The following is a 22,866-nucleotide window of genomic DNA, read 5'->3' as shown; positions in this document are numbered from 1 at the left end:
AATAGTATGAAAAGAGATGGTCAAAAAACAAGTGTTTGGCAGGACACGGTCCGGCCTGTCCCCTATATGGAGAGTCGGGGCTCCTATTATGATATAGTGATAATAGGTGGTGGCATTACCGGGGTATCAACTGCTCTGCGACTGCAGAAATCGGGAAAAAAGTGCTTACTTATGGATGCACATACGATTGGCTTTGGCACTACTGCTGGGACTTCAGCGCATCTAAACACAGTCATAGATACGCCTTATTCTGAAATTATAAATAAACATGGCCGGGAAAAAGCAGTTTTTGTTGCGCAATCGACGAAAGAGGCTATTGCTGAAATTGTAGCAAATATTCACGATTATCAAATTTCTTGTGATTATATGCCACATGATGGATTCATGTACGCCCAAACTGAAAAGGAGGGCGAAGCGCTGGAAAAGATTAAAGATGCCATCCTTGCCGTTGGTCTTGACGCATCGGATGTTACCACTGTGCCGGCTCCATTTGATATCCTGAAGGCGATCACGTTTGGCGGACAAGGAAGCTTTCATCCGACGAAGTATATCATGGGGCTGCTGCAGGCTTATATCAATTTAGGTGGACATATCCGGGAACATGCTTTGGTGCAGACCGTAACTGAAAACGAGCGGGATAAATTAGAGGTCAAAACCTCAGAAGGACAGTTATGGCTCACACAGACGGTTGTTTATGCCACACATACGCCCCCGGGAATCCAATTGATGAACTTTAGGTTAGCGCCTTACCGCAGTTATATTCAGGTTTTTGAATTGGAAGATGAAAATCAGTGTCCCGAAGGCCTCGTTTACGATATGCAGGAGCCCTTTCACTATTTTAGAACAGTATGTATTGCGGGTAAGCGTTATCTGATGGTAGGTGGACAGGATCACAAGACCGCGCATCACGACAATGAGAAGTATAATTTCTTGGAGCTCGAGGCCTTTGTGGCAGCACATTATGCGGTTAAGCAGAAAAAATATGAATGGTCCTCCCAATATTATGAGAGTCAAGATAGCCTCCCTTTTATAGGGCTGTATCCGGGAAAGTCCCATACCCGCGAATTTATAGCGACAGGCTTTGGAGGGAATGGGATGATATTTGGAACTTTATCGTCCGTCATTCTTACAGACTTTATCTTAACAGGTGATAGTCCTTATAAAGAGGTTTACGCCCCGGGGAGGATAGGTCCTTTATCGGCAATCGGGGAGCTGCTGACCGAAAATATGGATGTCGTCAAACATTTTATTAAAGACCGTCTGCGTTTGGAACAAATAGAGGGCTTCGTTGAAATAGGAAACGACGAGGGAAAAATATTGAAGTATCAAGGCAAAAAGATAGGAATATATAAAGATTCTGCCGGAAAGCTCTTTGCCATCGACCCTGTATGTCGCCATGCAGGCTGCATCGTAAAATGGAATAATGCAGAACATAGCTGGGACTGTCCTTGTCACGGTGCTCGCTATGCAAGCAATGGTGATCTCCTCAACGGTCCTGCAGTGGATGCACTTCGGAAATTGTGAGAATTATTTTCCAGTTTCCATATGCGGGCTGTCTACCGGTTTTGACTCGGGCGACCCCTTTTGACGAAGGAAGATTGTTAATATAACGATGGATGCTACGGATAAAAATTCACTCTGCCAATTTTGGAATGTTTCAAACCAAAACTGAGGCTCTGTCAAAAATTTTCCGAGCCCTACAGGGGGCTTACCTTTTAACAAGTTTTCCTCCGAGAAGCTTTTATAGCTCCCGTATAAGTGCCCCAACCAAGATAGAATAAAAAGAACAGCAAACGCAATCGAGAGTGAGTTTTGATAGAGATGTAAACGCCATCCCCCTTTTTTGACACAAATAGGTGCATCAGGGTGGGGCACCGGTGTGCGGTCTACTTCTTCCGGTTTATCTAAGCTCTTGGATTCGGCCGATCCGATCTGACGAAGCGAAATCGTAAGAACGACATATAATGCCATCTGTAAAAATTCACTCTGAAAGTTTTCCAAGGTAGCAGCGATAAAATGGCCGCTTTTTAAGTAACTTGCCAAAGAAATATAGGCTCCGGCTTCTTCCTGATATTCCGCTAACCTCTCCTGCCAGCCAAAGTATGTCTGGGCAATCATTGCACATACGAAAAGTGTTAAAAACACGATTGATAGGCTGTTTCTGTAAAAAAAGCTTGTCTTCATATCTTTCTTATATATGTTGCTATGGAGTAAAAACCTCCATTGAAGCGATAAGTTTTCGTGTGAGACATTTTCAGTATAAAACGGAGTAGTTATTCTAAAAGAAGTAACCTGAAGGGTATAAATACGGATATTTTCAGTTGCTTCAACGAATTGTGTCTGCGGCTTGTTTTACTAGAATATACGAGGATGATGACTTTATTTATTTCTAATATATATGAAAACGTATTTAAAAGTATGTGTTGTAATTCTAGGAATTATTACATTGCAGTCTTTTGCACAACAGACTGCGGAGCAGGATTTTATAAACAAATCGGTGATGTCTAATCGATTTGAGATCGCTATGGCGGAACAAGCTATTGAAAAATCAAATAGCGCAGCCACAAAAGCTTATGCACGTGAGCTCGTTGCTGACCATCAGAAAATTCTCGCAGAATTAGAAGCTTATGCGCAATCAAAGGGCTTAACTATTCCTCAAGAAATGGGTCGGGAACACCAAAGCAGATTGGAGTCATTAGCCGCGCTGAATAAAGATCGCTATGATCAGGTTTTTCAGGAAACGGCAGTAACTTCGCATGAAAAATCTATCGCCCTCTTTGAGCAGGCGGGTACAGATAATACGACAGAAGATGATGGTTTCCGCTCATGGATAAACGATAGGTTACCTTCTTTAAGGTCACATTAGCCCAAGCTAAAGCGCTAAACAACAAGGGCAATAATAAAAAGAGGCCTAAAACAATGCCCAAGATAAAGGATACAATGCGCAACAATTCAGAGACATTGTAGTTTTAAAGTATATACGAGGCATGGAAAACGAGTAAGCTATAAAAAAGAGGACTGTAATAAAACGCCGGGACTACGTAGAGAGGTTCCGGCGAAAAAACTCAGGAGTTGAGACGAAAAGAAATGGTATGAAAGAGGAGAAAAATCACGATACGATAACATTAGGTCGAAAAACCGTGCAGCTGACTAATCTAAATAAGATATACTGGCCGGAGGAGGGTTATGTGAAAGGGCAAATGATTGCGTATTATGAGCATATGGAATCGTATATTCTCCCTTATCTGAAGAACAAACCTATCTCCTTACACCGATTTCCCAATGGCATTGACAAGGCGGGATTTTTTCAAAAAGACGTAGACACGGAGACGATACCGGCTTGGGTCAAAACGAAGGCAATTTACTCGGAAAGTACGGATAAAGATGTGGATTATATCATTTGTAATGATAAGGCCACGCTTCTGTATATGGCTAACCTAGGGTCTATCGAAATTAATCCTTGGCTTTCGACCTATCAAAAGCCAGAACATCCTGAATTTGCGGTCTTGGATCTTGATCCAAATGGCGCTGATTTTCAGAAGGTGATTGAAGTAACACGGACGGCACATGATATTTTTGAACAAGTAGGGGTCAAGGCCTTTCTTAAAACATCTGGATCTACTGGCCTGCATATTTATGTGTATGTAAAACAGAAGTATACATTTGATACTACCCGGGACTTTGTGCAATGGGTGGCACAGCTGGTCCATGAAAGACATCCACAAGCAACCAGCTTGGTACGTGATCCAAAAAAGAGGAAAGGACTGATTTATTTAGACTTTCTTCAGAACAGAAGAGGTCAGACGGTGGTGGCGCCCTATTCGCTACGCCCTAAACCTAAGGCTACAGCCAGCACACCATTGTTTTGGGAGGAGCTCACGCCAAAACTTCGCATAACAGATTATACCATCAAAACGATATTTCAGCGTATAGAAAAGAAGGACAATCCGTGGCGTGAGATCTGGGATAGCCCCACCAATATTAAAGCTGTTCTTGCCAAATTATAGAGAAGCAAATTATGCCAGACTAGCTTTTAGTTTTTCTAATAGGTCCGTGGATTTCGTATGCTCCATATTTTTTATCTTGCGTATAGAAGCTCTTTTACCCTTCGCTTTCTGTTTAATGATTTTTAACAACTCTTTAGTGTACTCATTTCGGTATTGGGATATATCAAAAGGCTTATTGTGCTGTTTAATAAGTTGTAGCGCCATGTCCATTTCTTCTTTTTTTAGACGTATGTTACCTGGCAGCTTCAGTTCTTCTGAAGAGCGCACCTCTTCTTCAAAGCGTATTTTATTCAGGACCAGTAGATTATTGTACGATTTGATGATAGCCAGATTTTCTATATTACGCATGACGAACGACCCTAATCCAGCGGTTTTGCTTTTTTCCAATGCCTTGAGCAGGAGTTGATAAGCTTTTTCGCCGCCTTTCTGGGGTTCGAGATAATAGGGAGTATCGAAATAGATACTGTCAATATCTTCCATTTTGACGAAAGAGTTGAGATTGATCATCTTATTTTTTTCGGGGCTTGCTTCTTCGAAATCGGAGTCTTCCAGCACGATGTATCGGTCCTTTAGAAAATAACCCTTGACGATATTATCCCAAGGAACTTCCTTTCCCGTATTTTCATTTACTCTTTTATATTTGATATTAGCCTTGTCTTTGCGGTCCAACATATCCAAATCGAGTGAGCTACTTTGTAGAGCGCTATAAATTTTGATGGGAATGTTGACTAACCCAAATCCAATCGATCCTGTCCAAATTGCTCGCATAATATGTCTGTTTGCAGGTTTTTATGTTGTCAATAACGGTTAATTGTAAATGCTCCTGTTTCTGTAGGCATTTCCTCACGGTCCAAGACAACGACATGTCCACCTTGTTCAAAAACCAAACAACTGAGCTCGTTGATGACGTCAGTATGAAAGGGTTGCTTTTGCCCAACGTTTCTTTTTTCCACATCGATGGTACCGCTGATGCTTCTGTCGTTTTCGATAACGAGAACATCAATTTTGCCGTCTAATGCATCCTGAACGACCCCCTGCAACTCTGTACTGCTTAAATTTTCTCCTACGGCAAGTTGATACCTCTCCAAAAGCATTTTTTTCTCACTTTCAGCATGTTGGTCCATATTCTCCTGAACTTTTTTAAGCAGTTCTTCTTTACTAAGCGCGTGTGGGTTTATTCGGATGGGCAGGGACACCAAGTTGGTGCTTTTGCTGAGGCGTAAAAAATGTGACTGATGTTCCGGAAGTGTTGCAAGTAAAAGAGGCTTTGCCTTCGTTATATTAAAATTTTCCTGGACAGCACGATCCACTTTTCGAAAAAACCGATCCATATCAATATCTTCCTCCTGACTTTTTTCCATATATCCATGGAGACCTGTACCTTGGACTGCCGAGCCGTGCAGATGATTTTCTGTAAGTTCGTGCCCCAATGCTTCTTCCATGTCTTTCGGAATCTTATCTGTAATATCGATTTCTTCCAAATGATATTTATTGCCCTGATAGAAGCGGACGTTGTCTAATCCCAGAGCCAGCAAATAATAGGGTTGGTTTTCATTGTAAAAGTTGAACAAGGGCTTCACGCAAAACGAATAGGCTACACAGGAAATCTCTCCCACCTCTTTGGGTAATCGAAGAATTTTTGTGCCGTGAGACGAACAGAAAATAGCAAGGCCACGGTCGTTGTTATCCCAAAATATTTTATCATCGATCAAATGTTCCAAAGGGAGCAGTAGTGCCTCGTGATCGACGAAATGATGTTCCTGGATATAGTTTAATGTTTTCTTATAAAGTTTTTTAAAGGTAATGGGATCAACAGTGTTTTCGGGATGGCGGCGATGTGTTTTCATATAAAGGGAGATACAGGGTTCTTCCTTAATCGCCGTCAATTCTTTTAATAAACTCAAATCTACAGTTTGCATGATATGATGTATTGGTGAACGACTTACGCATTTTATAGATATAACATATGGAAGATATAAGATGTTCGCCGAGGAAGAGACAACACGTATTTAACGCAATTTGCTTTTCATAAAAACTTTCATTATCATCAGAGCTTTATGGATTAGTAAAAGGAAAGATATCATGCTATTTAAAAAACTCGTTGCCGTAGAGCCGTTGAATTTAATTCCATCGGCGGAAAAGGCCTTATTTGATTATGCGGCTGAAGTCGTCATGTATGATGATATGCCAGCGACGGTGGAGGAGATGGTTGCACGTATTGGTGATGCGGATGCAGTCTTGATCAGCTATACCTCCAGGTTGGAAAAGGATGCGTTAGAACAATGTCCTCACGTGAAGTATATTGGCATGTGCTGTTCGTTGTACACGCCGGAGAGTGCAAATGTAGATATCTTGTATGCGCAGTCCAGAGGCATGACGGTATTAGGGGTTAGAGATTATGGTGATGAGGGGGTAGTGGAGTACGTTGTGAGTGAGCTCGTCCGTTGCTTGCATGGTTTCGGCACAAAAAAAGACGGCAGTCCGCGGGAACCTTGGGATGGTGTACCGCGGGAGATAACGGGAATCAAAGCGGGCATCGTCGGACTGGGTAAATCCGGAGGGATGGTGGCTGATGCACTGAAGTTCTTTGGAGCTGACATTTCTTATTTTGCCCGCTCGGAGAAGGAAGAGGCAAAACAGAAAGGCTATCGGTTTTTGCCGTTACAGCAGCTCCTGAAGGAAAGCGAGGTCATTGTCACCTGCCTGAATAAGAACACGGTGCTTCTACATGCAGAAGAGTTTGCTGCGATGGGCGATAGGAAGATTTTGTTCAATACGGGGCTTTCTCCCGCTTGGGATGAAGAGCCATTTGCGGAATGGATCAATGGCGACAATGTCTGTTATTGCGATACATTAATTGCGTTGGGGAACGAGAAGTTTTTAACACACCCCCATGTACATTGTATGGGGGTGTCGGTAGGTCGTACGCGTCAGGCGTTTGATCGTCTGAGTGAAAAGGTGCTGGCCAATATAGAAACCTTTCTCAAAAGACAATAGGAGATACAATATTCCGTAAGGTATTGACAACGCTCCAGCCTGCAATCTGAGCCGTGGAGCTATACACATCGATCACCGCATGGATTTGTTCATTTTTGATTTCTATGCGGTGATCGTCACCTACAAATCCAGGTGTGGATGTCATGGATACCCTCATGTTTTCTGGCCCAACGGATGCGATAGAGGCCGCTACGGAAACATTGACCTTGGTGGGGAATAGCGCAATAGCTTCAATGGCATTTCCTTCGAAGACCTTTCTTTTTTCTGTTTGCAGCGATTCGTCATAGACTGCTGTATTTTTGAGCGAGTTCGGACCTTTCTCGGTATGGAAGGTTGCGGTAGAGTTACCCATAAGAGCTGTCGTCCGTAATACGTCAAGTCCGCCGATAGCGCCTGAGGCGATATGAACCTTGCTGTCATGCTGTTTTGCGGTGCTGATAACTTTTTCGTAAAAAACTATATCCGCAAAAGCACCGATGGATAAGGTTACAATGGAAGAACCGTTTGCTAAGGCGTCTAACGCAAATTCTTTTAATGAATCCGGTGAGGCTGTCTCGACGATATAATCGGGCTTTGTGGCTAATAGGTCTTCTATAGTATCACACACTTTACAGGTGGGTCCGGATGAAACCGTCTCGACCTTATCGGCAATCTGCTGTGCTTTAGCCCGCGTTCTGGAGTAAGCCGCAATTAACTGGTATTCTGCTAATAACCCCGCATTTAATGCATCGGTCACTATGGCGGCCAACTTTCCGCAACCTACAATGGCTAATGTCTTTTTTCCCATAGTGCCGAACATAGGACTTTTTTTTAATAATAAAAACTTATTGGTAAATAATCCAAATTTATCTAAGTTTGACTAAAAATAGATTCTTATGAAAGAAATAACCGTTGACGAGCTGCAATCGATGATTGATGAAAATGTAGAGTTTCAATTGATCGATGTGCGAGAGCCTTTTGAATACGAGGTGTCTAACCTGAATGGCGTAAATATTCCTTTGGCAGGAATCAGTATAGAATCGGATAAAATAGCAAAAGATATTCCAGTGGTCGTACATTGCCGTTCGGGTAAGCGGAGTGCACAGGCCATTATGTTGTTGGAGCAGGAAGGGTTTACAAATCTATCCAATCTGAAGGGAGGCATTTTGGCCTGGAAGGAAGAAATAGATCCGGAAATGGATGTCTATTAAAAAGAAAAACAAAAAATTAGCGATGGGACAAAGTTAACTTTTTGTCCCTTTTTTTTTAAAGAATAATATGTATCAAATTAGAACTCATGTCAGAGAATCACTACAGTTTTTTTAAAGGTGTAGAACGCAATTTTGATAAAGCTGCGAAGTTTACACGTTTTTCCAAGGGAATATTGGAGCAAATTAAGGCATGTAATTCAATCTTGCGGGTAAAATTTCCCGTCCGGATAGGAGATCACGTGGAAGTCATTGAAGCTTATCGCGTGCAACATTCACACCATAAGACGCCTTGCAAAGGGGGGATTCGTTTTAGTATGGAAGTAAATCAGGACGAAGTGATGGCATTGGCTGCATTAATGACATATAAATGTGCGGTGGTGAATGTTCCTTTTGGAGGAGCAAAAGGGGGCGTTAAAATTGATCCCCATAAATACAGTATAGCCGATCTGGAGCGGATTACGAGAAGGTATACTGCGGAGCTGTGTAAGAAGAACTTTATAGGTCCTGGTATCGATGTACCTGCACCGGACTATGGTACGAGTAGTCGGGAAATGAGCTGGATTGTTGACACCTACATATCATTAAATCCACATGATGTCAATGCGAGTGGCTGTGTAACAGGGAAGCCTGTTTCACAAGGTGGCGTCCGGGGCCGGACTGAGGCGACAGGTTTAGGAGTATTTTTTGGTGTACGCGAAGCGTGTGCGATCCAAGAAGATATGGAGAGATTGGGGTTAGAAGTCGGTATTAAGGGCAAACGTATCATCATCCAAGGGCTGGGAAATGTAGGCTACCACGCTGCAAAATATTGTCAGGAGGCAGGAGCCATTATTGTCGGGCTTATCGAATACAATGGCGCCATCTACAATAAGGATGGTATTGATGTAGAAGCAGCGCAGGCGCACCGCGCCACCCATGGCTCTTTGTTGAATTTCCCGGGGGCAACAAATATTGTAGAACCTGCGGAGGGCCTGGAGCAAGATTGTGATATCTTGATTCCTGCCGCGTTAGAATCGGTGATACATAAAGGTAATGCGGATCGGATTAAGGCTAAAATAGTCGGTGAAGCGGCGAATGGTCCGTTGACACCCGATGCGGATGAAATTTTAAACAAAAAGGGCACACTCATTATTCCTGACATGTACCTCAATGCTGGAGGGGTAACGGTTTCGTATTTTGAATGGTTGAAGAACTTAAGCCATGTGCGTTATGGTCGCCTGGAAAAGCGGTTTAGTGAAAATCGTTACACGGATATTGTGAATTCTATTGAAGAACTTACCCATAAGAAGTTGTCCGAAGCAGAACGGAAATTAATCATGAGGGGGCCGGACGAGATCGATCTGGTGCATTCAGGTTTAGAGGATACGATGATCGGCTCCTATCGGGAAATACGGGATACGCTCGCGAGTACGCCGGGAGTTGAAGATATGCGTACTGCGGCGTTTATCTGCGCCATCAATAAAATCGGGGTAGCGTATGAGGAATTAGGAATATTCCCGTAATCCGTATACGGCGGATATTTTATACTTTTGTGGCATGAAGAAACATTTCATCCTGAACTTATTGCTGAATTTGGGGATTATCTTTCTCATCATGAGTGGCGTGGCCGCATACCGAAGTGGCAACATGCTGATTTTGGGATTGGCAATCGCGATCGGAATAGTGCTCGTTTACCTTAAAGTGGTATTGCTGAAGCATGTAAAGACAGAGATTGTCAAGAAGCAGACGGAGAAAGCGAAGCTGACAAAAATAAAGAAAGGGCAGTCTAAGAGGGTTTGACAAACCCGCTAATCGTCATTTCGACCGAGGGGAGAAATCTATGGATGAATTTGGGTTAGGTGTTTTCAAAAAATCACTCAACCATAGATTTCTCGTCGTACCTCCTCGAAATGACGATGGTAGCTTATTTTACAAAAGGAGGTTTTTTCACCTGCGCTTTGACAGCTTTATCACGGATGCTGATAAAGATTTCCGTACCTTCTTTCGAAAAAGCCACATCTACATAGCCCAAACCGATGGATTTTTTCAGTGTAGGCGATTGTGTGCCTGAAGTTACGCGACCGATGACTTCTCCGGCAGCGTTTACGATGGGGTAGTCATGGCGTGGTATTCCCCGGTCGATCATCTCGAAGCCGACTAATTTTTGTGAAAGACCTTGTTCTTTCTCCGCCTTTAGATTTTCGGCGTTGACAAAGTCTTTTGTAAACTTGGTCACCCAGCTTAATCCGGCAGCAAATGGAGAGGTCGTGTCGTTGATATCATTGCCATACAGACAAAAACCCATTTCCAGCCGTAATGTGTCACGGGCGCCTAAGCCGATCGGCTTCATCCCGTAAGCGGCGCCGGCTTCGAATAGGGCATCCCATATTGTTCTTGCATCTTCGTTGGCGACATAAATTTCGAAACCTCCGGCACCGGTATAGCCTGTTGCGGATACAATAACGTTATCCACACCTGCAAAGGTGCCTTTGGTAAAGCTGTAGTATTCCATGGAAGCTAATTCAATGTCAGTGAGCGATTGAAGTGCCTCAGCTGCTTTAGGGCCTTGAACAGCAAAAAGAGAAGTCTTGTCCGAAATATCTTTCATCTCTACCCCATAGGTGTTGTATTTGCTGATCCAATTCCAATCTTTCTCAATATTGGAGGCATTTACAACAAGCAGGTAGGTCTGATCGTCGATTTTGTACGTTAAAAAGTCATCCACAATACCGCCGTCCTCGTTCGGAATATAAGCATACTGGACTTTGCCGTTATAGAGTTTAGACGCATCGTTAGACGATATCTTCTGGATGAGGTCCAAAGCTTTTTCTCCTTTTAGGATAAATTCACCCATATGGCTAACATCGAATACACCGACGGCACGACGTACGGTCTCATGCTCATCATTGATGCCGGAATACTGTACCGGCATATTGAAGCCCGCGAAGGGTACCATCTTGGCCCCCAGGGAAATGTGCAAGTCTGTTAATGCTGTATTTTTCATCGGGATAAAGTTACATAATTATCTCATCCAATCTATAGGGTCAAGCGATAATATCTGTAATGCTCGCTTAAACTCTGATTGGGGGTCGGCCGTGATCTGGAGCGGTTGACCCGTATGTGGATGTGCAAAAGAAAGCGATTGCGCGTGCAACAGCATCGTGTCCAGATCGAAGGTTTCTTTCCATAACTTGTTTTGCTTGTTGCAGCCGTGGGGGCGGTCGCCGATAATCGGATGGAAGATGTGTGCAAAATGTCGGCGTATCTGGTGCATACGCCCTGTTAAGGGTTCGACTTTGACGAGGGAATATCGTGACGTGGCAAATTGGCCAAGAGGCAGATCGATTTCTGCTTTAGCCAAAGTACGGTAAGAGGTGACGGCTTCCTGCAGATTTCCGTTTTCTTTTCGCAATGGGTAGTTTATGCTGCCCTGATCATCGGTGTATCCCCGTACGATAGCCCAATATGCCTTTTGGACCTGTGCCTGCATAAACAGACCCTGCATAGCCGCATCGGTTTCCTTGTCCAATGAAAATAGTAATACGCCGCTTGTTTTTCGATCCAGACGATGAGCAGGATAGACGGGTTTACCGATTTGGTCACGCAGTAGCTGTAAAGCGAATGTAGAGGTGTCGGCGGCTATGCTGGAACGATGCACGAGGAGACCATGTGGTTTGTTGATCGCAACCAAATGGTCATCTTGATAGCGGATATCAAGCATAGGATTTTAAAGGCTTTTTAAGGTATGGATGATGTCGTTCACTTTTTCATCAATTTTGGGTGAGAGCCATATCTGTTTGAAGACGCCTCCACCAATAGGCGTTTCTTCGCCTTGCCATTTGATGTAAATGAGTGAGAAGAGGTAATAATTTTTTATGACCATATTGTTCTCTACAAAGTTGTGGACGAGCTTATCCCCAAACAGCGTCATACCCAATTGCACGGCATCATCGTGTTGATATTCCAGTTGTTTTTTTAGAATTTCTTTTGCTTTTGCCGTAAGCACGGTTTCGAACTCTTGCCGGCTTGGGTTGCTCAGAATGGCAGCCAGTATAATACCGATGGTCACCAATGCAAATATTCTCGTCTTGGACATCAATTCAATTTGTAGTGAGCAATTAAGTTAAAGCGCGGTATTTCGACCTCAAATAGTTTTCCGTCAAATTGTCGCTCCATGGTATAATAGCCTTCCATATAACCGATTTCACTTTTGAGGTTACAGCCCGAAGTGTATTGATGCGATTCGCCGGGCGCGAGTGTCGGTTGTTCGCCTACTACACCCTCGCCATCGACCTGTTTATGCTCGCCCACGGAATCAAATATTTCCCAATGTCGGCGAATAAGCCGGGCGGTATAATCGCTGTTGTTTTCTATGGTAATCCGATAAGCAAACATATAATGCATATTGTCGGGATTAGAATATTCCTGTTGATAGTAACATTCTACCGAAACTAAGATGCCGTTGGTGGATTGCGTGATCATCTCCCAAATGTATAAATCATTGTTTATATTTCATGAGAATAATTTGTTTTATTGATGTTCTGTGTATTTTTTATTTATCTATCTATTAAGATCATAATGTAGGTGATTTTATGGATAATTATTTAGGTTTGTAGCATGAAAAAAGGCAAGCTCTATTTGATACCGGTCCCATTGGCAGAGGGAGCTGAACAGTCGTCTTATACATTGACACATTCAGCGGTCGTCAATCGTATCGATGAGTATATCGTGGAGAATGAAAAGACAGCACGAAAATTCCTAAAAGCGGCGGGTCTGAGCATACCACAGAGCAGCCTCATTTTACACGATTATGGGAAGCATGCACGAGAGAAGGTCGACTTCCAAGGGATTTTTGCCAAAATTGAACAAGGTAAAGATATCGGCCTGATGTCGGAGGCCGGGTGCCCGGGAGTTGCGGATCCTGGTGCGGAAGTCGTGCGGCAGGCCCATCTCCGAAATGTGCAGGTCGTACCATTGGTGGGCCCCAATTCTATACTTTTGGCGCTGATGGCTTCGGGTTTCAACGGGCAAAAGTTTATGTTTCATGGTTATTTGCCCATCGATAAGAGAGATAGGACACAGAAGATAAAAGAACTGGAGGCACAAAGTAAGCGTGAAAATTTAACGCAGATTTTTATGGAGACGCCATTTCGGAATGATGCCTTATTTACGGAGTTATTGCGGGTATGTAAACCCACTACGATGTTGTGTATCGCAGCAAATATAACGTCCGGCGAGGAAATTATCCAGACCCGAAGTGTTGCAGAATGGAAACAAGCAGCAGCAGTCGACCTACATAAGATTCCTGCTATATTTTTATTATTTGCTTAAGCTTTTGTATTTTTAGCTTTCTCGTCACACAACATATTTAAATTGGATAATAAAAGAGATTTGTTAGAAGCAGCATGATGGAGCGTATGAACGAAATATTACAGGGTATGAGTAAAGAATACCTTGTACTTTTATTGGTAATAAGCCTTTTATTTCAGGTAATCTCGCTAATTCTCGCCTATCAGATACGTGCAACGCTGCGGTTGGTACGGAAGGAAAATCGATTCTTAGTGCCAGGACAAGCCTGGGTAATAGCTATACCTTTGATCAATATTTTTTACAATTTTATCGTTGTCAGAAGATTGACAGATTCGTTGAATAACGAATTTTTTGATCGTCAGATCGCTGTCGATGAGAATCCTACCCGTAAGCAGGGCTATTTTATGGCCTATTCCTTTTTGGCGCTGAATTTTCCGTTGCCAGCGTTTATCGGATATTTGGTGGTCATTGCCTGTCTTATCTGTTATATCAACTACGGGATAAAAGTCAACGAACATAAGAAGCTGTTGATGTCGAATTCTCCAAGGAAAGAAAATTAGTATTTAAAATATAGGATATGAAAGTTAGAGACCTTACACAATATCTGGAGACGGTTGCACCTTTGTCTTATCAGGAATCGTACGATAATTCGGGACTGATTGTGGGGCATGAGGACGATGAGATTTCTAAGGCGCTGATTGCGTTGGATTGTACGGAAGCGGTGGTGCAAGAGGCGGTTGATAAGGGCTGCGATATCATTATTTCACATCATCCTATTGTCTTTAAAGGACTGAAAAAGCTGAACGGCCATAATTATGTCGAACGTACGGTGATTAAGGCGATTCGGCATGGGGTGGCCATTTATGCTATACATACCAATTTGGATAATGTATTGGGTGGTGTAAGTTCGAAGATTGCTGAGCGTCTGGAATTAGAAAATCAAGCTATTTTAAGTCCAAAAGCGGGGCTGCTCAAAAAACTGACCGTCTATGTGCCGCGTACGCATGTCGACAGTGTGCGGCAGAGCCTATTTGATGCAGGTGCGGGACATATCGGGGATTACGATCAATGTAGTTATAACAGCGCAGGCTATGGAACGTTTAGACCTTTAGAAGGGGCCAATCCGACGATAGGAGAAGTGGGCGAACAAGAGCGCGTAGAGGAGACTAAAATAGAGGTGATCTATCCGGCTCATATTGAACGCGGGATCATTGTTGCGATGCTGGCGGCACATCCTTATGAAGAGGTGGCGCATCATATCTGCACACTCGACAACAAATTACAGGCAGTGGGTTCTGGGGTTATCGGTAATCTGCCGGTCGCACAAGAGGGCTATGCTTTTTTGGGATTCCTCAAGGAACGGTTGAATCTGCAGGTTATCCGTCATACCGCTTTGTTGAATAAACCGATATTGCGTGTTGCTGTGTGCGGCGGTGCCGGAGGGTTCTTGCTCCGTGATGCTATACGTTCCGGAGCCGATATTTTTATTACGGCAGATCATAAATATCATGAGTTTTTTGATGCAGACGGTCGGATTATTATTGCGGATATTGGACATTATGAAAGTGAACAATTTACGCAAGATTTATTGTTGGAGATTATTCAGAAAAAATTTGCTAACTTTGCTGTCTTATTAACGGAAACAGACACAAATCCCATAAAATACTTTTAATGGAACAGACTGTAGAACAAAAATTAGAATCACTGTGGGCCTTACAGGAAATCCACACTAAAATAGATAAGATCCGTCAGGTACGTGGCGAACTTCCTATAGAAGTGGCTGATTTGGAGGACGAAATTGCAGGTCTTGAAACTCGTTTAGAGAAAATTCGTATCGAGTTGGATGACCTTGAGGATTCGATCGTGAAGCGAAAGAATATGATCAAGGAGGCGGAAGCGGCAATCAAACGGTATGAGGGTCAGCTTAACGAGGTGAAGAATAATCGGGAGTATGATGCTATAACCAAGGAAATTGAAATCCAAGGATTGGAAATCCAAGTGTGTGAGAAGCGTATCAAGGAAGCGGAGTTTGAAATAAAAAATAAAACAGAAGCTTACGACAAAACACAAGAGAGTTTAGGCTACAGTAAGGGTGAGTTAGAAACTAAAAAGAAAGAACTGGATACCATTACCTCGGAGACTCAAATCGACGAAGAGGCTTTATTAAATAGCGCAGATGCTGCTTCAAAGAAAATTGAAGACCGGCTTTTGAAGGTCTATAGCAAACTTCGCGAATCATTTCGCAATGGATTGGCCGTAGTATCGATCGAAAGAGATAGCTGTTCCGGATGTCATAATAAGATACCGCCACAGTTGCAATCGGAGATACGTCAGCGTAAAAAAATTATTATCTGTGAACACTGTGGGCGTGTTCTCGTGGATGAGATGATCGCCTCAGAAGAAGGATAACAGAAAAATATATAAACGAGAGAAAGAGTCCGGAAGAAATACTGGGCTCTTTTCTTTTTGCGGTATATGGGTGATTGAGGCTAATTTTTATTTGTCGTAAAAAGCGCTATTTTTGCTTAGCTATTCTTTAAAAGTATAATACATAACTAACAGATTATAACAATAGGTTCTTTATCGCTGACAATGATTTTTAAATGAGGGATAATGATATCATCGATGGTCTTAAAGCTGGGCATAATGATGCATATAGGGTTTTGTATGCCGTGCATTACAATACGCTGTGTACCTATGCATATAAGATAGTATCGGATACCTTTGCTGCTCGTTCTATCGTCAATGATGTGATCTTCGCATTATGGAAGACCAGAAGAGAATTAGAAATACAGGATCTCCGGAGCTATTTATTGAGAGCTGTACGGAATAGATGTCTAAATTTTATTGCCGAAGAAAAGCGACGGAATAAATTGCACCCTGATCTGCCCGAGGGTCACGAGTCGATAATCGGAAGCAGCGGAAAGAACAATGGAGATACACCGATGGATCATTTGCTGGCCAAAGAGCTGGATAGTAAGATCCGAGCATCCATTGATGCGCTTCCCGAACAGACACGTCGAATTTTTTTACTAAGTCGATCGGCCGACCTAAAATACCATGAAATAGCACAAACGTTGGATATTTCTGTTGATGTTGTCAAATACCATATCAAGCAAGCCCTGAATCACCTTCGCCAGGGCTTAAAAGATTATTTCTTTAAAAAAAGTTAATATTTAATTTACCCTACATTCATTTTGATTTGTCTCTTAGTATGAAAGCCATATAAAGGAGCTTTTTGACTAATGGAAGATAAATCTGAAGCATACTGGTTAGAACTGATCTATGATTCGCTGTCGGGAAACATCGAGGGAGATAGCGTCACGGAATTGAAAGATTGGTGCGAACAATCTGCCGAGAATCAAGTGTTTTATGAGCAGGCGCTACTATTCTTTGATATGATCGATTTCGGAATATCTTCGGATGATTATGATAGGGAGGCTGCTTTTCAGGAATTTATAGGTAGACAGAAAAAGCAGAATCCAGTTTCACTATACAGACGTACATTACCTTACGTTGCGATTGCCGCGGGTCTTATCCTCGCATTTTTTTGGGGAACATATGCCAGTAGACAGGGTATTGTGCCTGAACGGAAAGGTATGGTTATCGCGGTTGACAGAGGATCTAAATCAAAGACGGTGTTGCCTGATGGAACGGAGGTTTGGCTAAATTCAGCGACAAGGCTTGAAGTGGATAATAACTTTGGAGATAAAGAACGTAGGATAAGGGTTAAGGGAGAAGCCTATTTTGATGTGGTCCATGACCAGCAACGACCGTTTATTATCGAAACCGGTTCTTTGGATGTCAAAGTCCACGGTACGTCTTTTAACCTCTCTTGTTATCCAAAGGAAGAAGTACGAGTGGCATTAGTCGAAGGTTCGGTCGAGCTGATGTCCAATCGCGGGCAATCTTTGTTATTGCGTCCAAATGAGATTGTAGCTTATCATCCCGAAACTGCAACGTTTCACATGACAAAGAATGTCCTTCGTGAGGAATACGGATGGCGTGATTCGAAGTTTGTTTTCAAGGATAGAAAATTTGAGCTTATCGTTAAGCAACTGGAACGGATGTTTGATATAGAAATTCAGGTCACTAATGAGAAGATACTAAATAAAAGATTTACAGGCGACTTTATTAATAATGAAGGTATTACCGAAATTTTGAACATTATGGCAAAGGTAGGCGAATTTTCATACAGTATAAAGGGACGTCAGGTTAAGATCTATTAATGCTATACCCGAACATAATTATAAACCCTTAAAAAATAAGATTATGATAAAATAGAAAGATAATAAGAAATAAAAAAAGACGAATCGGAAGATATTGCCGCACCCTCCGATTCTGTCTCATGGAGTAAATTGAAATCGTATAAACCTCAATTCATTTGCAAATGTATAAAAAAATACACTGCGCAGGGTCATTGTATTCAAAGAATCGCCTCCGCAGTATGACAAAAATCATGAAACTAACTATATTATTGATGTTTTGTGGCGTCTTTGCCGCTACAGCATCGGTATATTCACAGGATGCTCATGTTACTGTGAATATAACTAACCAGCCTCTTTCGGTTCTTGTTTCAGCGATAAAACAACAGACGACCTACTCGTTTTTCTTTGATTCTGAGGAAGTAGATCTGTCTCGAAAGGTCAGTGTCTCTGCGCGGGATACGAAGGTTAAGGATGTCCTTCGCCGGGTATTGACACCCCAAGGTTTAGAAGCTCGGATGAGTGGAAACCATATTTTAATCCTTAAACCGGAGAGAGAGAAGCGGACTACACGTCAACAACGAGTGGTGCTGGGCGTTGTCAAAGACGCTTTGGGCGACCCTATTGTGGGTGCGACCGTCGTGATAAAGGGAACAACTACCGGTGTACGCACTGATGCAGAAGGAAATTTTCGATTGGAAGTACCTTCCAATAATGTCGTATTAGTCGTTTCCTTCGTTGGCATGCAGCCAGCTGAAATAGCTGTGGGCAACCAATCTACGGTCGAAGTTGTACTGCAAGGTTCAGAAACACAAATGGAGGAAGTTGTTGTAACAGCACTGGGTATTAGGAAAGAAGCGAAGTCGCTGTCTTATAATGTGCAGCAGATCAATGCGGACGAGGTGACGAGGGTACCAGATGCCAATTTTGTCAACAGCTTGAACGGAAAGGTGGCTGGTGTGACGATCAATAGTTCTTCCTCAGGAATAGGTGGTGCTGCACGTGTGGTCATGCGGGGTACAAAATCTATTTCGGGATCTAACAATGCCTTATACGTAATCGATGGTGTGCCGATGTTCAATGTAGAAAGAGGTGATATTGGGGATCGTTTTTCTGGTGCAGGACAGACCGGTGATGCCCTTTCTACAATTAACCCCGATGATATCGAAAGTATTTCCGTATTGAGTGGGGCCTCTGCAGCAGCCTTATACGGTAGTGCAGCAGCTAATGGCGTAGTGATGGTTACAACAAAAAGAGGACAAGAAGGGAAGACCTCCATCAATCTATCCAACAGTACGACATTCTCAAACCCCTTGGTATTACCTGACTTTCAGCAGGAATATGGCACCTCCAGTGTGGGGGATTTCTATAGTTGGGGTGACAAGCTTGCTACACCTTCTAGTTATGCACCTCGGGATTTCTTCCAGACCGGACATTCGGTGATCAATTCGGTCAACCTGTCGACGGGAACAAGTAAGAACCAGACCTATGTATCTTTAGGTAATACAATGGCGGGAGGTATTATACGTCACAACGACTACAATAAAATAAATTTCTCTCTTCGTAATACCACTAAGTTTTTAGATGACAGGTTAGAGTTAGATTTGCAAGCTACTATAAGCAGGATTAAGGAACAGAATATGCTGGCACAGGGCGAATACCATAACCCAATTGTGCCTGTCTATCTTTTCCCGGCAGGGGACGACTTCGACCGCGTATCAGCCTTTGAACGTTATAACCCCGAAAGAAATTTCCCCACACAATTTTGGCCATACGACGATGGTATGGGCCTCCAAAATCCATATTGGGTGACGGATCGTGAATTGTTTGGTAATACCAAAACCCGGTACACCACTACGGCTTCATTAAAGTACGAGTTTGACCAAGGAATTAATTTATCCGGCCGGTTTAGGTTAGATCAGGCCAACGAAGATTTCGAAAGGAAATTTAATGCATCAACCACCAATCTATTCGCTTCGGAGACAGGATTTTATTCGCTTGATGCCAATAAAAGCCGTCAGATGTATGGCGAAGTATTATTAAATATCGATCGTAATTTTTGGGAAGACAACTTCAATATTGTAGCGAATATTGGGGCTAGTATCGATGATATCCATTTTGATCAGGATATGTATGGAGGCAAGTTGGCGATGGTACCCAATCTGTTTACATACTCCAATATCGCGCGCTCCACTTCTGAAGCCACACAAACAGCGTATATAAAACAAAGACAGTCTGTTTTTGGTAGTGCTCAGGTAGGTTATAGAGGCATGTTGTATTTGGATGTTTCGGCCCGTAACGATTGGCCCTCTACATTGGCGAATACCAGTTCTTCGTCTTTCTTCTATCCTTCTATAGGTTTGTCGGGTATTATTACAGAGATGTTCGACATCAAAAGTGATATTATGCCGTATATGAAGGTACGAGCTTCGTATTCCGAAGTAGGGAATGAACCCGCTTATCAAATTGCTATTCCTACCTATCCGGTAGCCAACGGTGTGCCGACCACGCTGGCGAGATTACATAATCCGTACTTAAAACCAGAAAGGACAAAGGCCAGCGAAATAGGTGCAAATTTTGGTTTGTTTCAAAATAAATTAAAGATTGATGCAACTTTTTACAAATCCAGTACCTATAACCAGATCTTTGACGTGCCTCTTTCCTCCAGTTCAGGATACACCAGTATCTATCTGAATGCGGGTCAGATAGATAACAAAGGGATCGAACTCTCTGCACGTTATAGTAACCAATGGGGTAAATTTTCTTGGAGTACCTATGGCACTTATTCTTTAAATCGTAATAAGGTCATTCAGTTGATTGATGAGTCGACAAAAAACCCGGTTACGGGTGATGAAATTACTTTGCCTACATTCGATATGGCAGGAACAGGTAATTATAAGATTTCACTGCGGGAAGGCGGTTCCATGGGTGATATTTATGTGACGTCATTGCGTACCGATGAACACGGCGCGATCTATGTGGACCCCGTATCTAATACCGTGATTGCTGAGTCAAATACATTTATTTATGCAGGTAATGCAGCCCCGAAGTTCAACCTAGGTTGGGGAAATAGCTTTGGATGGAATGGCATTTCCTTTGGTTTCTTAGCGACCGCACGTTTTGGGGGAGTTGGCGTTTCGAACACACAAGCCTTGTTGGATTATTATGGCGTATCCCAAACTACAGCGGAGGCTCGAGATGCCGGTGGTGCTGTGGTCAACGGATACCGTATCCCGGCAAAGGAATATTATCAGATCATCGGAGCACCTAATGGAGGAGCAGGTTCCATGTATGTGTATAGTGCCACCAATATTCGCTTAAGCGAATTGACTCTTGGATACGACATACCGGTTAGTAAATGGACAAACGCGGTGAAAGGAATGAATGTGTCCTTTATCGGTAGAAACCTGTTTTTCTTATATAGGAAAGCACCTTATGATCCGGAATTAACGGCAAGTACAGGAACCTATTTCCAAGGGATAGATTATTTTATGCAGCCTAGTCTTCGCAATCTTGGTTTTTCGGTTAAACTTCAATTTTAATAATTACAATCATGTTGATATATAGAATATATACCTATGCGAAATCGATCAGCTATTGTGCAATAATCGGCCTATTGATGGCTGGTTGTACCGATTCGTTTATGGACCTTAACGAAAACAAGCACGAGGCGAGTGAAGAAATGATGTCCTGGGACAATTTGAAAACGGGTTCATTCTTTGCCCAGCTCCAACGAAATGTTGTGATGTTCAAGGATGGGATCAATTCCTCAAGTGACTATCAGGTGGCACAGGGCCTTTCATCAGACCTCTATTCAGGATACGTTGCTCCTACCGGAGCTTGGTATGCCGGAGTACATAACGGCTCATACGCATTCCAAACAGGTTGGATCGCCCAAATGTTTGAAAAGCCATTTTTATATGCGATGTCGGCATGGAAGGAAATAAATAAAATTGCCGGCGAACAGGGCCTTCCCGAGATTGCTGCGCTGGCAACGGTCGTTAAAGTGGCGGCCATGCACCGTGTTACCGATACCTATGGACCAATTCCTTATATCCATTTTGGAGAGGGCAATTTGCAGGGACAATACGATTCGCAGGCGGAGGTATACACGAAGTTTTTTGAAGAATTGGATGTCGCCATAGACGAGCTAACGACATATGTGATTGCCAATCCAGGAGCAACAATCATGAAAAAATTTGACTATGTCTACGGAGGCGACGCGACAAGATGGGTGAAATTTGCCAATACGCTACGTTTGCGCTTAGCAATGCGGGTGGTGTACGCCAACCCTGATCTGGCCCGGCTGGAAGCAGAAAAATCAATCAATAATCCAATCGGTGTTATCGGCACGTCAAACGAAAAGGCTAGCTTAAAGCATTCTGCCGACCTGATCTATTATCATCCTTTATGGGAAATTAAGGACTTCAATGGTGGAGAAGCACGAATGGGAGCAACTATGGACGCTTACATGAACGGATATGCAGATCCGCGCCGTGAGCGGTACTTTACAAAAGCATCCGACGGACAATTTCATGGTGTGCGTTTAGGCATCGTGACAAGTTCGTGGACAGATTATGTTGGGGGTAATATATCCAGTTTTAATATGGATCAGAATAGCACTGAAATTGTGTGGATGACTGCTGCAGAAGCTTACTTCCTGCGTGCCGAAGGTGCACTGCGTGGTTGGGCCATGGGCGGTACGGCTAAGGAGTTTTACGAACGTGGTATTACAGTATCGTTCGAAGAAACGGGTGCTGGTTCGGCGGAGGCTTATCTCAACAGCACGGCAGCTCCCGCTCCCTTTGTGGATAATGCGAAAAATCAGGATGGAACCGCCGCTCCGAGTACGATAACCATTCGCTGGTCGGATACGGATACCAATGAGCAGAAGCTTGAACGGATTATTACCCAGAAATGGATAGCGATGTTTCCTGACGGTCCCGAGGGTTGGGCAGAATTTCGTCGTACGGGTTACCCCAAATTATTACCTGTCGTAACGAACCGCAGTAATGGTACGGTCAGCACCCAGATACAGGTTCGCCGTATCCCTTATCCACAGTCGGAGTATGAGAAAAATGCAGCAGGCGTACAGTCGGGTGTAGCGAAGCTGGGTGGACCGGATAATGGCGGAACGAAATTATGGTGGGATAAGAAGTAATTCAAAAATCAAAAAAT

23 protein-coding genes are annotated in these 22,866 nt (G+C 43.1%); 15 read left to right on the top strand and 8 right to left on the bottom strand.

What is annotated here, in order from left to right:
- Positions 1 to 6 precede the first annotated feature (6 nt).
- Complete coding sequence (locus G5B30_RS03770) at positions 7 to 1,524, top strand: FAD-dependent oxidoreductase (RefSeq protein ID WP_165318621.1); 1,518 nt, start codon at positions 7 to 9, stop codon at positions 1,522 to 1,524.
- Between the two features lie 3 nt (positions 1,525 to 1,527).
- On the opposite strand, the gene G5B30_RS03765 is transcribed toward G5B30_RS03770, so the two are convergent.
- A complete protein-coding gene (locus G5B30_RS03765) occupies positions 1,528 to 2,118 on the bottom strand; it encodes a DUF6766 family protein (RefSeq protein ID WP_240903089.1) in 591 nt (196 codons plus the stop codon).
- A 280-nt stretch (positions 2,119 to 2,398) separates the two neighbouring features.
- Here G5B30_RS03765 and G5B30_RS03760 point away from each other — a divergent pair, with 280 nt between their 5' ends.
- Both G5B30_RS03760 and ligD read left to right on the top strand, forming a co-directional pair.
- A complete protein-coding gene (locus G5B30_RS03760; protein ID WP_165318619.1) occupies positions 2,399 to 2,866 on the top strand; it encodes a DUF4142 domain-containing protein in 468 nt (155 codons plus the stop codon).
- Between the two features lie 226 nt (positions 2,867 to 3,092).
- A complete protein-coding gene (gene ligD / locus G5B30_RS03755) occupies positions 3,093 to 4,007 on the top strand; it encodes a non-homologous end-joining DNA ligase (protein WP_165318618.1) in 915 nt (304 codons plus the stop codon).
- 9 nt (positions 4,008 to 4,016) lie between these two features.
- On the opposite strand, the gene G5B30_RS03750 is transcribed toward ligD, so the two are convergent.
- Both G5B30_RS03750 and G5B30_RS03745 read right to left on the bottom strand, forming a co-directional pair.
- Positions 4,017 to 4,775, bottom strand: coding sequence for a Ku protein (locus G5B30_RS03750; protein ID WP_165318617.1), 759 nt, complete (start codon positions 4,773 to 4,775; stop codon positions 4,017 to 4,019).
- 29 nt (positions 4,776 to 4,804) lie between these two features.
- The gene (locus G5B30_RS03745) at positions 4,805 to 5,926 is read right to left on the bottom strand and encodes a hypothetical protein (protein WP_165318616.1); all 1,122 of its coding nucleotides are present in this window, start codon (positions 5,924 to 5,926) and stop codon (positions 4,805 to 4,807) included.
- Between the two features lie 163 nt (positions 5,927 to 6,089).
- On the opposite strand from G5B30_RS03745, the gene G5B30_RS03740 reads away from it, so the two are divergent.
- Entirely contained in the window at positions 6,090 to 7,004 is a 915-nt protein-coding gene (locus G5B30_RS03740) for an NAD(P)-dependent oxidoreductase (protein WP_165318615.1), read from the top strand.
- Here the strand turns inward: G5B30_RS03740 and G5B30_RS03735 are convergent.
- Positions 6,991 to 7,791: an aspartate dehydrogenase domain-containing protein gene (locus G5B30_RS03735; protein WP_165318614.1), complete on the bottom strand. Its 801-nt coding sequence runs from the start codon at positions 7,789 to 7,791 to the stop codon at positions 6,991 to 6,993. The genes G5B30_RS03740 and G5B30_RS03735 overlap by 14 nt on opposite strands.
- 88 nt (positions 7,792 to 7,879) lie before the next feature.
- Between G5B30_RS03735 and G5B30_RS03730 the strand changes: the two genes are divergently transcribed.
- From G5B30_RS03730 to G5B30_RS03720, 3 genes are all read left to right on the top strand, one after another.
- The gene (locus G5B30_RS03730; protein WP_165318613.1) at positions 7,880 to 8,194 is read left to right on the top strand and encodes a rhodanese-like domain-containing protein; all 315 of its coding nucleotides are present in this window, start codon (positions 7,880 to 7,882) and stop codon (positions 8,192 to 8,194) included.
- An 86-nt stretch (positions 8,195 to 8,280) separates the two neighbouring features.
- Positions 8,281 to 9,696 (top strand): Glu/Leu/Phe/Val family dehydrogenase, encoded by a 1,416-nt coding sequence (locus G5B30_RS03725; RefSeq protein WP_165318612.1) that lies wholly within the window; start codon positions 8,281 to 8,283, stop codon positions 9,694 to 9,696.
- A gap of 34 nt (positions 9,697 to 9,730) precedes the next feature.
- Complete coding sequence (locus G5B30_RS03720; RefSeq protein ID WP_165318611.1) at positions 9,731 to 9,973, top strand: DUF6358 family protein; 243 nt, start codon at positions 9,731 to 9,733, stop codon at positions 9,971 to 9,973.
- Positions 9,974 to 10,097: 124 nt separating this feature from the next.
- Here the strand turns inward: G5B30_RS03720 and gcvT are convergent, their stop codons facing one another.
- The 4 genes from gcvT to apaG are packed head-to-tail and all read right to left on the bottom strand — an operon-like array spanning position 10,098 to position 12,655.
- Positions 10,098 to 11,177, bottom strand: coding sequence for a glycine cleavage system aminomethyltransferase GcvT (gcvT, locus tag G5B30_RS03715; protein ID WP_165318610.1), 1,080 nt, complete (start codon positions 11,175 to 11,177; stop codon positions 10,098 to 10,100).
- 18 nt (positions 11,178 to 11,195) lie between these two features.
- A complete protein-coding gene (locus tag G5B30_RS03710; protein ID WP_165318609.1) occupies positions 11,196 to 11,894 on the bottom strand; it encodes a pseudouridine synthase in 699 nt (232 codons plus the stop codon).
- 6 nt (positions 11,895 to 11,900) lie between these two features.
- Positions 11,901 to 12,269 (bottom strand): hypothetical protein, encoded by a 369-nt coding sequence (locus G5B30_RS03705; protein ID WP_165318608.1) that lies wholly within the window; start codon positions 12,267 to 12,269, stop codon positions 11,901 to 11,903.
- Positions 12,269 to 12,655 carry a Co2+/Mg2+ efflux protein ApaG gene (gene apaG / locus G5B30_RS03700; protein ID WP_165318607.1) on the bottom strand — a complete coding sequence of 129 codons (387 nt, stop codon included), beginning with the start codon at positions 12,653 to 12,655 and terminating at the stop codon, positions 12,269 to 12,271. The genes G5B30_RS03705 and apaG overlap by 1 nt, the downstream gene beginning before the upstream one ends.
- A 135-nt stretch (positions 12,656 to 12,790) precedes the next feature.
- On the opposite strand from apaG, the gene G5B30_RS03695 reads away from it, so the two are divergent.
- From G5B30_RS03695 to G5B30_RS03660, 8 genes are all read left to right on the top strand, one after another.
- On the top strand, positions 12,791 to 13,504 hold the full coding sequence (locus G5B30_RS03695) for an SAM-dependent methyltransferase (RefSeq protein ID WP_165318606.1): 714 nt from the start codon (positions 12,791 to 12,793) through the stop codon (positions 13,502 to 13,504).
- Between the two features lie 86 nt (positions 13,505 to 13,590).
- On the top strand, positions 13,591 to 14,043 hold the full coding sequence (locus G5B30_RS03690; protein WP_165318605.1) for a hypothetical protein: 453 nt from the start codon (positions 13,591 to 13,593) through the stop codon (positions 14,041 to 14,043).
- A 17-nt stretch (positions 14,044 to 14,060) separates the two neighbouring features.
- The gene (locus G5B30_RS03685) at positions 14,061 to 15,155 is read left to right on the top strand and encodes a Nif3-like dinuclear metal center hexameric protein (protein ID WP_165318604.1); all 1,095 of its coding nucleotides are present in this window, start codon (positions 14,061 to 14,063) and stop codon (positions 15,153 to 15,155) included.
- Entirely contained in the window at positions 15,155 to 15,892 is a 738-nt protein-coding gene (locus tag G5B30_RS03680) for a zinc ribbon domain-containing protein (protein ID WP_165318603.1), read from the top strand. Before G5B30_RS03685 ends, G5B30_RS03680 begins: the two co-directional genes overlap by 1 nt.
- 194 nt (positions 15,893 to 16,086) lie before the next feature.
- Positions 16,087 to 16,656: an RNA polymerase sigma-70 factor gene (locus G5B30_RS03675; RefSeq protein ID WP_165318602.1), complete on the top strand. Its 570-nt coding sequence runs from the start codon at positions 16,087 to 16,089 to the stop codon at positions 16,654 to 16,656.
- Positions 16,657 to 16,728: 72 nt separating this feature from the next.
- The gene (locus G5B30_RS03670; RefSeq protein WP_165318601.1) at positions 16,729 to 17,712 is read left to right on the top strand and encodes a FecR family protein; all 984 of its coding nucleotides are present in this window, start codon (positions 16,729 to 16,731) and stop codon (positions 17,710 to 17,712) included.
- A gap of 230 nt (positions 17,713 to 17,942) precedes the next feature.
- Positions 17,943 to 21,230, top strand: coding sequence for a SusC/RagA family TonB-linked outer membrane protein (locus tag G5B30_RS03665; protein ID WP_165318600.1), 3,288 nt, complete (start codon positions 17,943 to 17,945; stop codon positions 21,228 to 21,230).
- 11 nt (positions 21,231 to 21,241) lie between these two features.
- Positions 21,242 to 22,849, top strand: a complete 1,608-nt coding sequence (locus G5B30_RS03660; RefSeq protein ID WP_165318599.1) for a RagB/SusD family nutrient uptake outer membrane protein — start codon at positions 21,242 to 21,244, stop codon at positions 22,847 to 22,849.
- Positions 22,850 to 22,866 lie beyond the last annotated feature (17 nt).

Source organism: Sphingobacterium sp. SGG-5 (assembly GCF_011043525.1).
GTDB lineage: Bacteria > Bacteroidota > Bacteroidia > Sphingobacteriales > Sphingobacteriaceae > Sphingobacterium.
The sequence above is the reverse complement of the archived record's forward strand: the minus strand, read 5'-3'. Positions and strand labels throughout refer to the sequence as shown.

Excerpts from the sequence above, each read along its gene's own strand:
- G5B30_RS03735 (WP_165318614.1), bottom strand. The coding sequence starts at position 7,791 with ATGGGAAAAAAGACATTAGCCATTGTAGGTTGCGGAAAGTTGGCCGCC.
- G5B30_RS03660 (WP_165318599.1), top strand. The coding sequence starts at position 21,242 with ATGTTGATATATAGAATATATACCTATGCGAAATCGATCAGCTATTGT.
- gcvT (WP_165318610.1), bottom strand. The coding sequence starts at position 11,177 with ATGAAAAATACAGCATTAACAGACTTGCACATTTCCCTGGGGGCCAAG.
- G5B30_RS03705 (WP_165318608.1), bottom strand. The coding sequence starts at position 12,269 with ATGTCCAAGACGAGAATATTTGCATTGGTGACCATCGGTATTATACTG.
- G5B30_RS03740 (WP_165318615.1), top strand. The coding sequence starts at position 6,090 with ATGCTATTTAAAAAACTCGTTGCCGTAGAGCCGTTGAATTTAATTCCA.
- G5B30_RS03760 (WP_165318619.1), top strand. The coding sequence starts at position 2,399 with ATGAAAACGTATTTAAAAGTATGTGTTGTAATTCTAGGAATTATTACA.
- G5B30_RS03670 (WP_165318601.1), top strand. The coding sequence starts at position 16,729 with ATGGAAGATAAATCTGAAGCATACTGGTTAGAACTGATCTATGATTCG.
- G5B30_RS03730 (WP_165318613.1), top strand. The coding sequence starts at position 7,880 with ATGAAAGAAATAACCGTTGACGAGCTGCAATCGATGATTGATGAAAAT.
- apaG (WP_165318607.1), bottom strand. The coding sequence starts at position 12,655 with ATGATCACGCAATCCACCAACGGCATCTTAGTTTCGGTAGAATGTTAC.
- G5B30_RS03675 (WP_165318602.1), top strand. The coding sequence starts at position 16,087 with ATGAGGGATAATGATATCATCGATGGTCTTAAAGCTGGGCATAATGAT.
- G5B30_RS03765 (WP_240903089.1), bottom strand. The coding sequence starts at position 2,118 with ATGATTGCCCAGACATACTTTGGCTGGCAGGAGAGGTTAGCGGAATAT.
- G5B30_RS03745 (WP_165318616.1), bottom strand. The coding sequence starts at position 5,926 with ATGCAAACTGTAGATTTGAGTTTATTAAAAGAATTGACGGCGATTAAG.
- G5B30_RS03680 (WP_165318603.1), top strand. The coding sequence starts at position 15,155 with ATGGAACAGACTGTAGAACAAAAATTAGAATCACTGTGGGCCTTACAG.
- G5B30_RS03665 (WP_165318600.1), top strand. The coding sequence starts at position 17,943 with ATGAAACTAACTATATTATTGATGTTTTGTGGCGTCTTTGCCGCTACA.
- G5B30_RS03720 (WP_165318611.1), top strand. The coding sequence starts at position 9,731 with ATGAAGAAACATTTCATCCTGAACTTATTGCTGAATTTGGGGATTATC.
- G5B30_RS03690 (WP_165318605.1), top strand. The coding sequence starts at position 13,591 with ATGAACGAAATATTACAGGGTATGAGTAAAGAATACCTTGTACTTTTA.
- G5B30_RS03750 (WP_165318617.1), bottom strand. The coding sequence starts at position 4,775 with ATGCGAGCAATTTGGACAGGATCGATTGGATTTGGGTTAGTCAACATT.
- G5B30_RS03695 (WP_165318606.1), top strand. The coding sequence starts at position 12,791 with ATGAAAAAAGGCAAGCTCTATTTGATACCGGTCCCATTGGCAGAGGGA.
- G5B30_RS03710 (WP_165318609.1), bottom strand. The coding sequence starts at position 11,894 with ATGCTTGATATCCGCTATCAAGATGACCATTTGGTTGCGATCAACAAA.
- G5B30_RS03725 (WP_165318612.1), top strand. The coding sequence starts at position 8,281 with ATGTCAGAGAATCACTACAGTTTTTTTAAAGGTGTAGAACGCAATTTT.
- ligD (WP_165318618.1), top strand. The coding sequence starts at position 3,093 with ATGAAAGAGGAGAAAAATCACGATACGATAACATTAGGTCGAAAAACC.
- G5B30_RS03685 (WP_165318604.1), top strand. The coding sequence starts at position 14,061 with ATGAAAGTTAGAGACCTTACACAATATCTGGAGACGGTTGCACCTTTG.
- G5B30_RS03770 (WP_165318621.1), top strand. The coding sequence starts at position 7 with ATGAAAAGAGATGGTCAAAAAACAAGTGTTTGGCAGGACACGGTCCGG.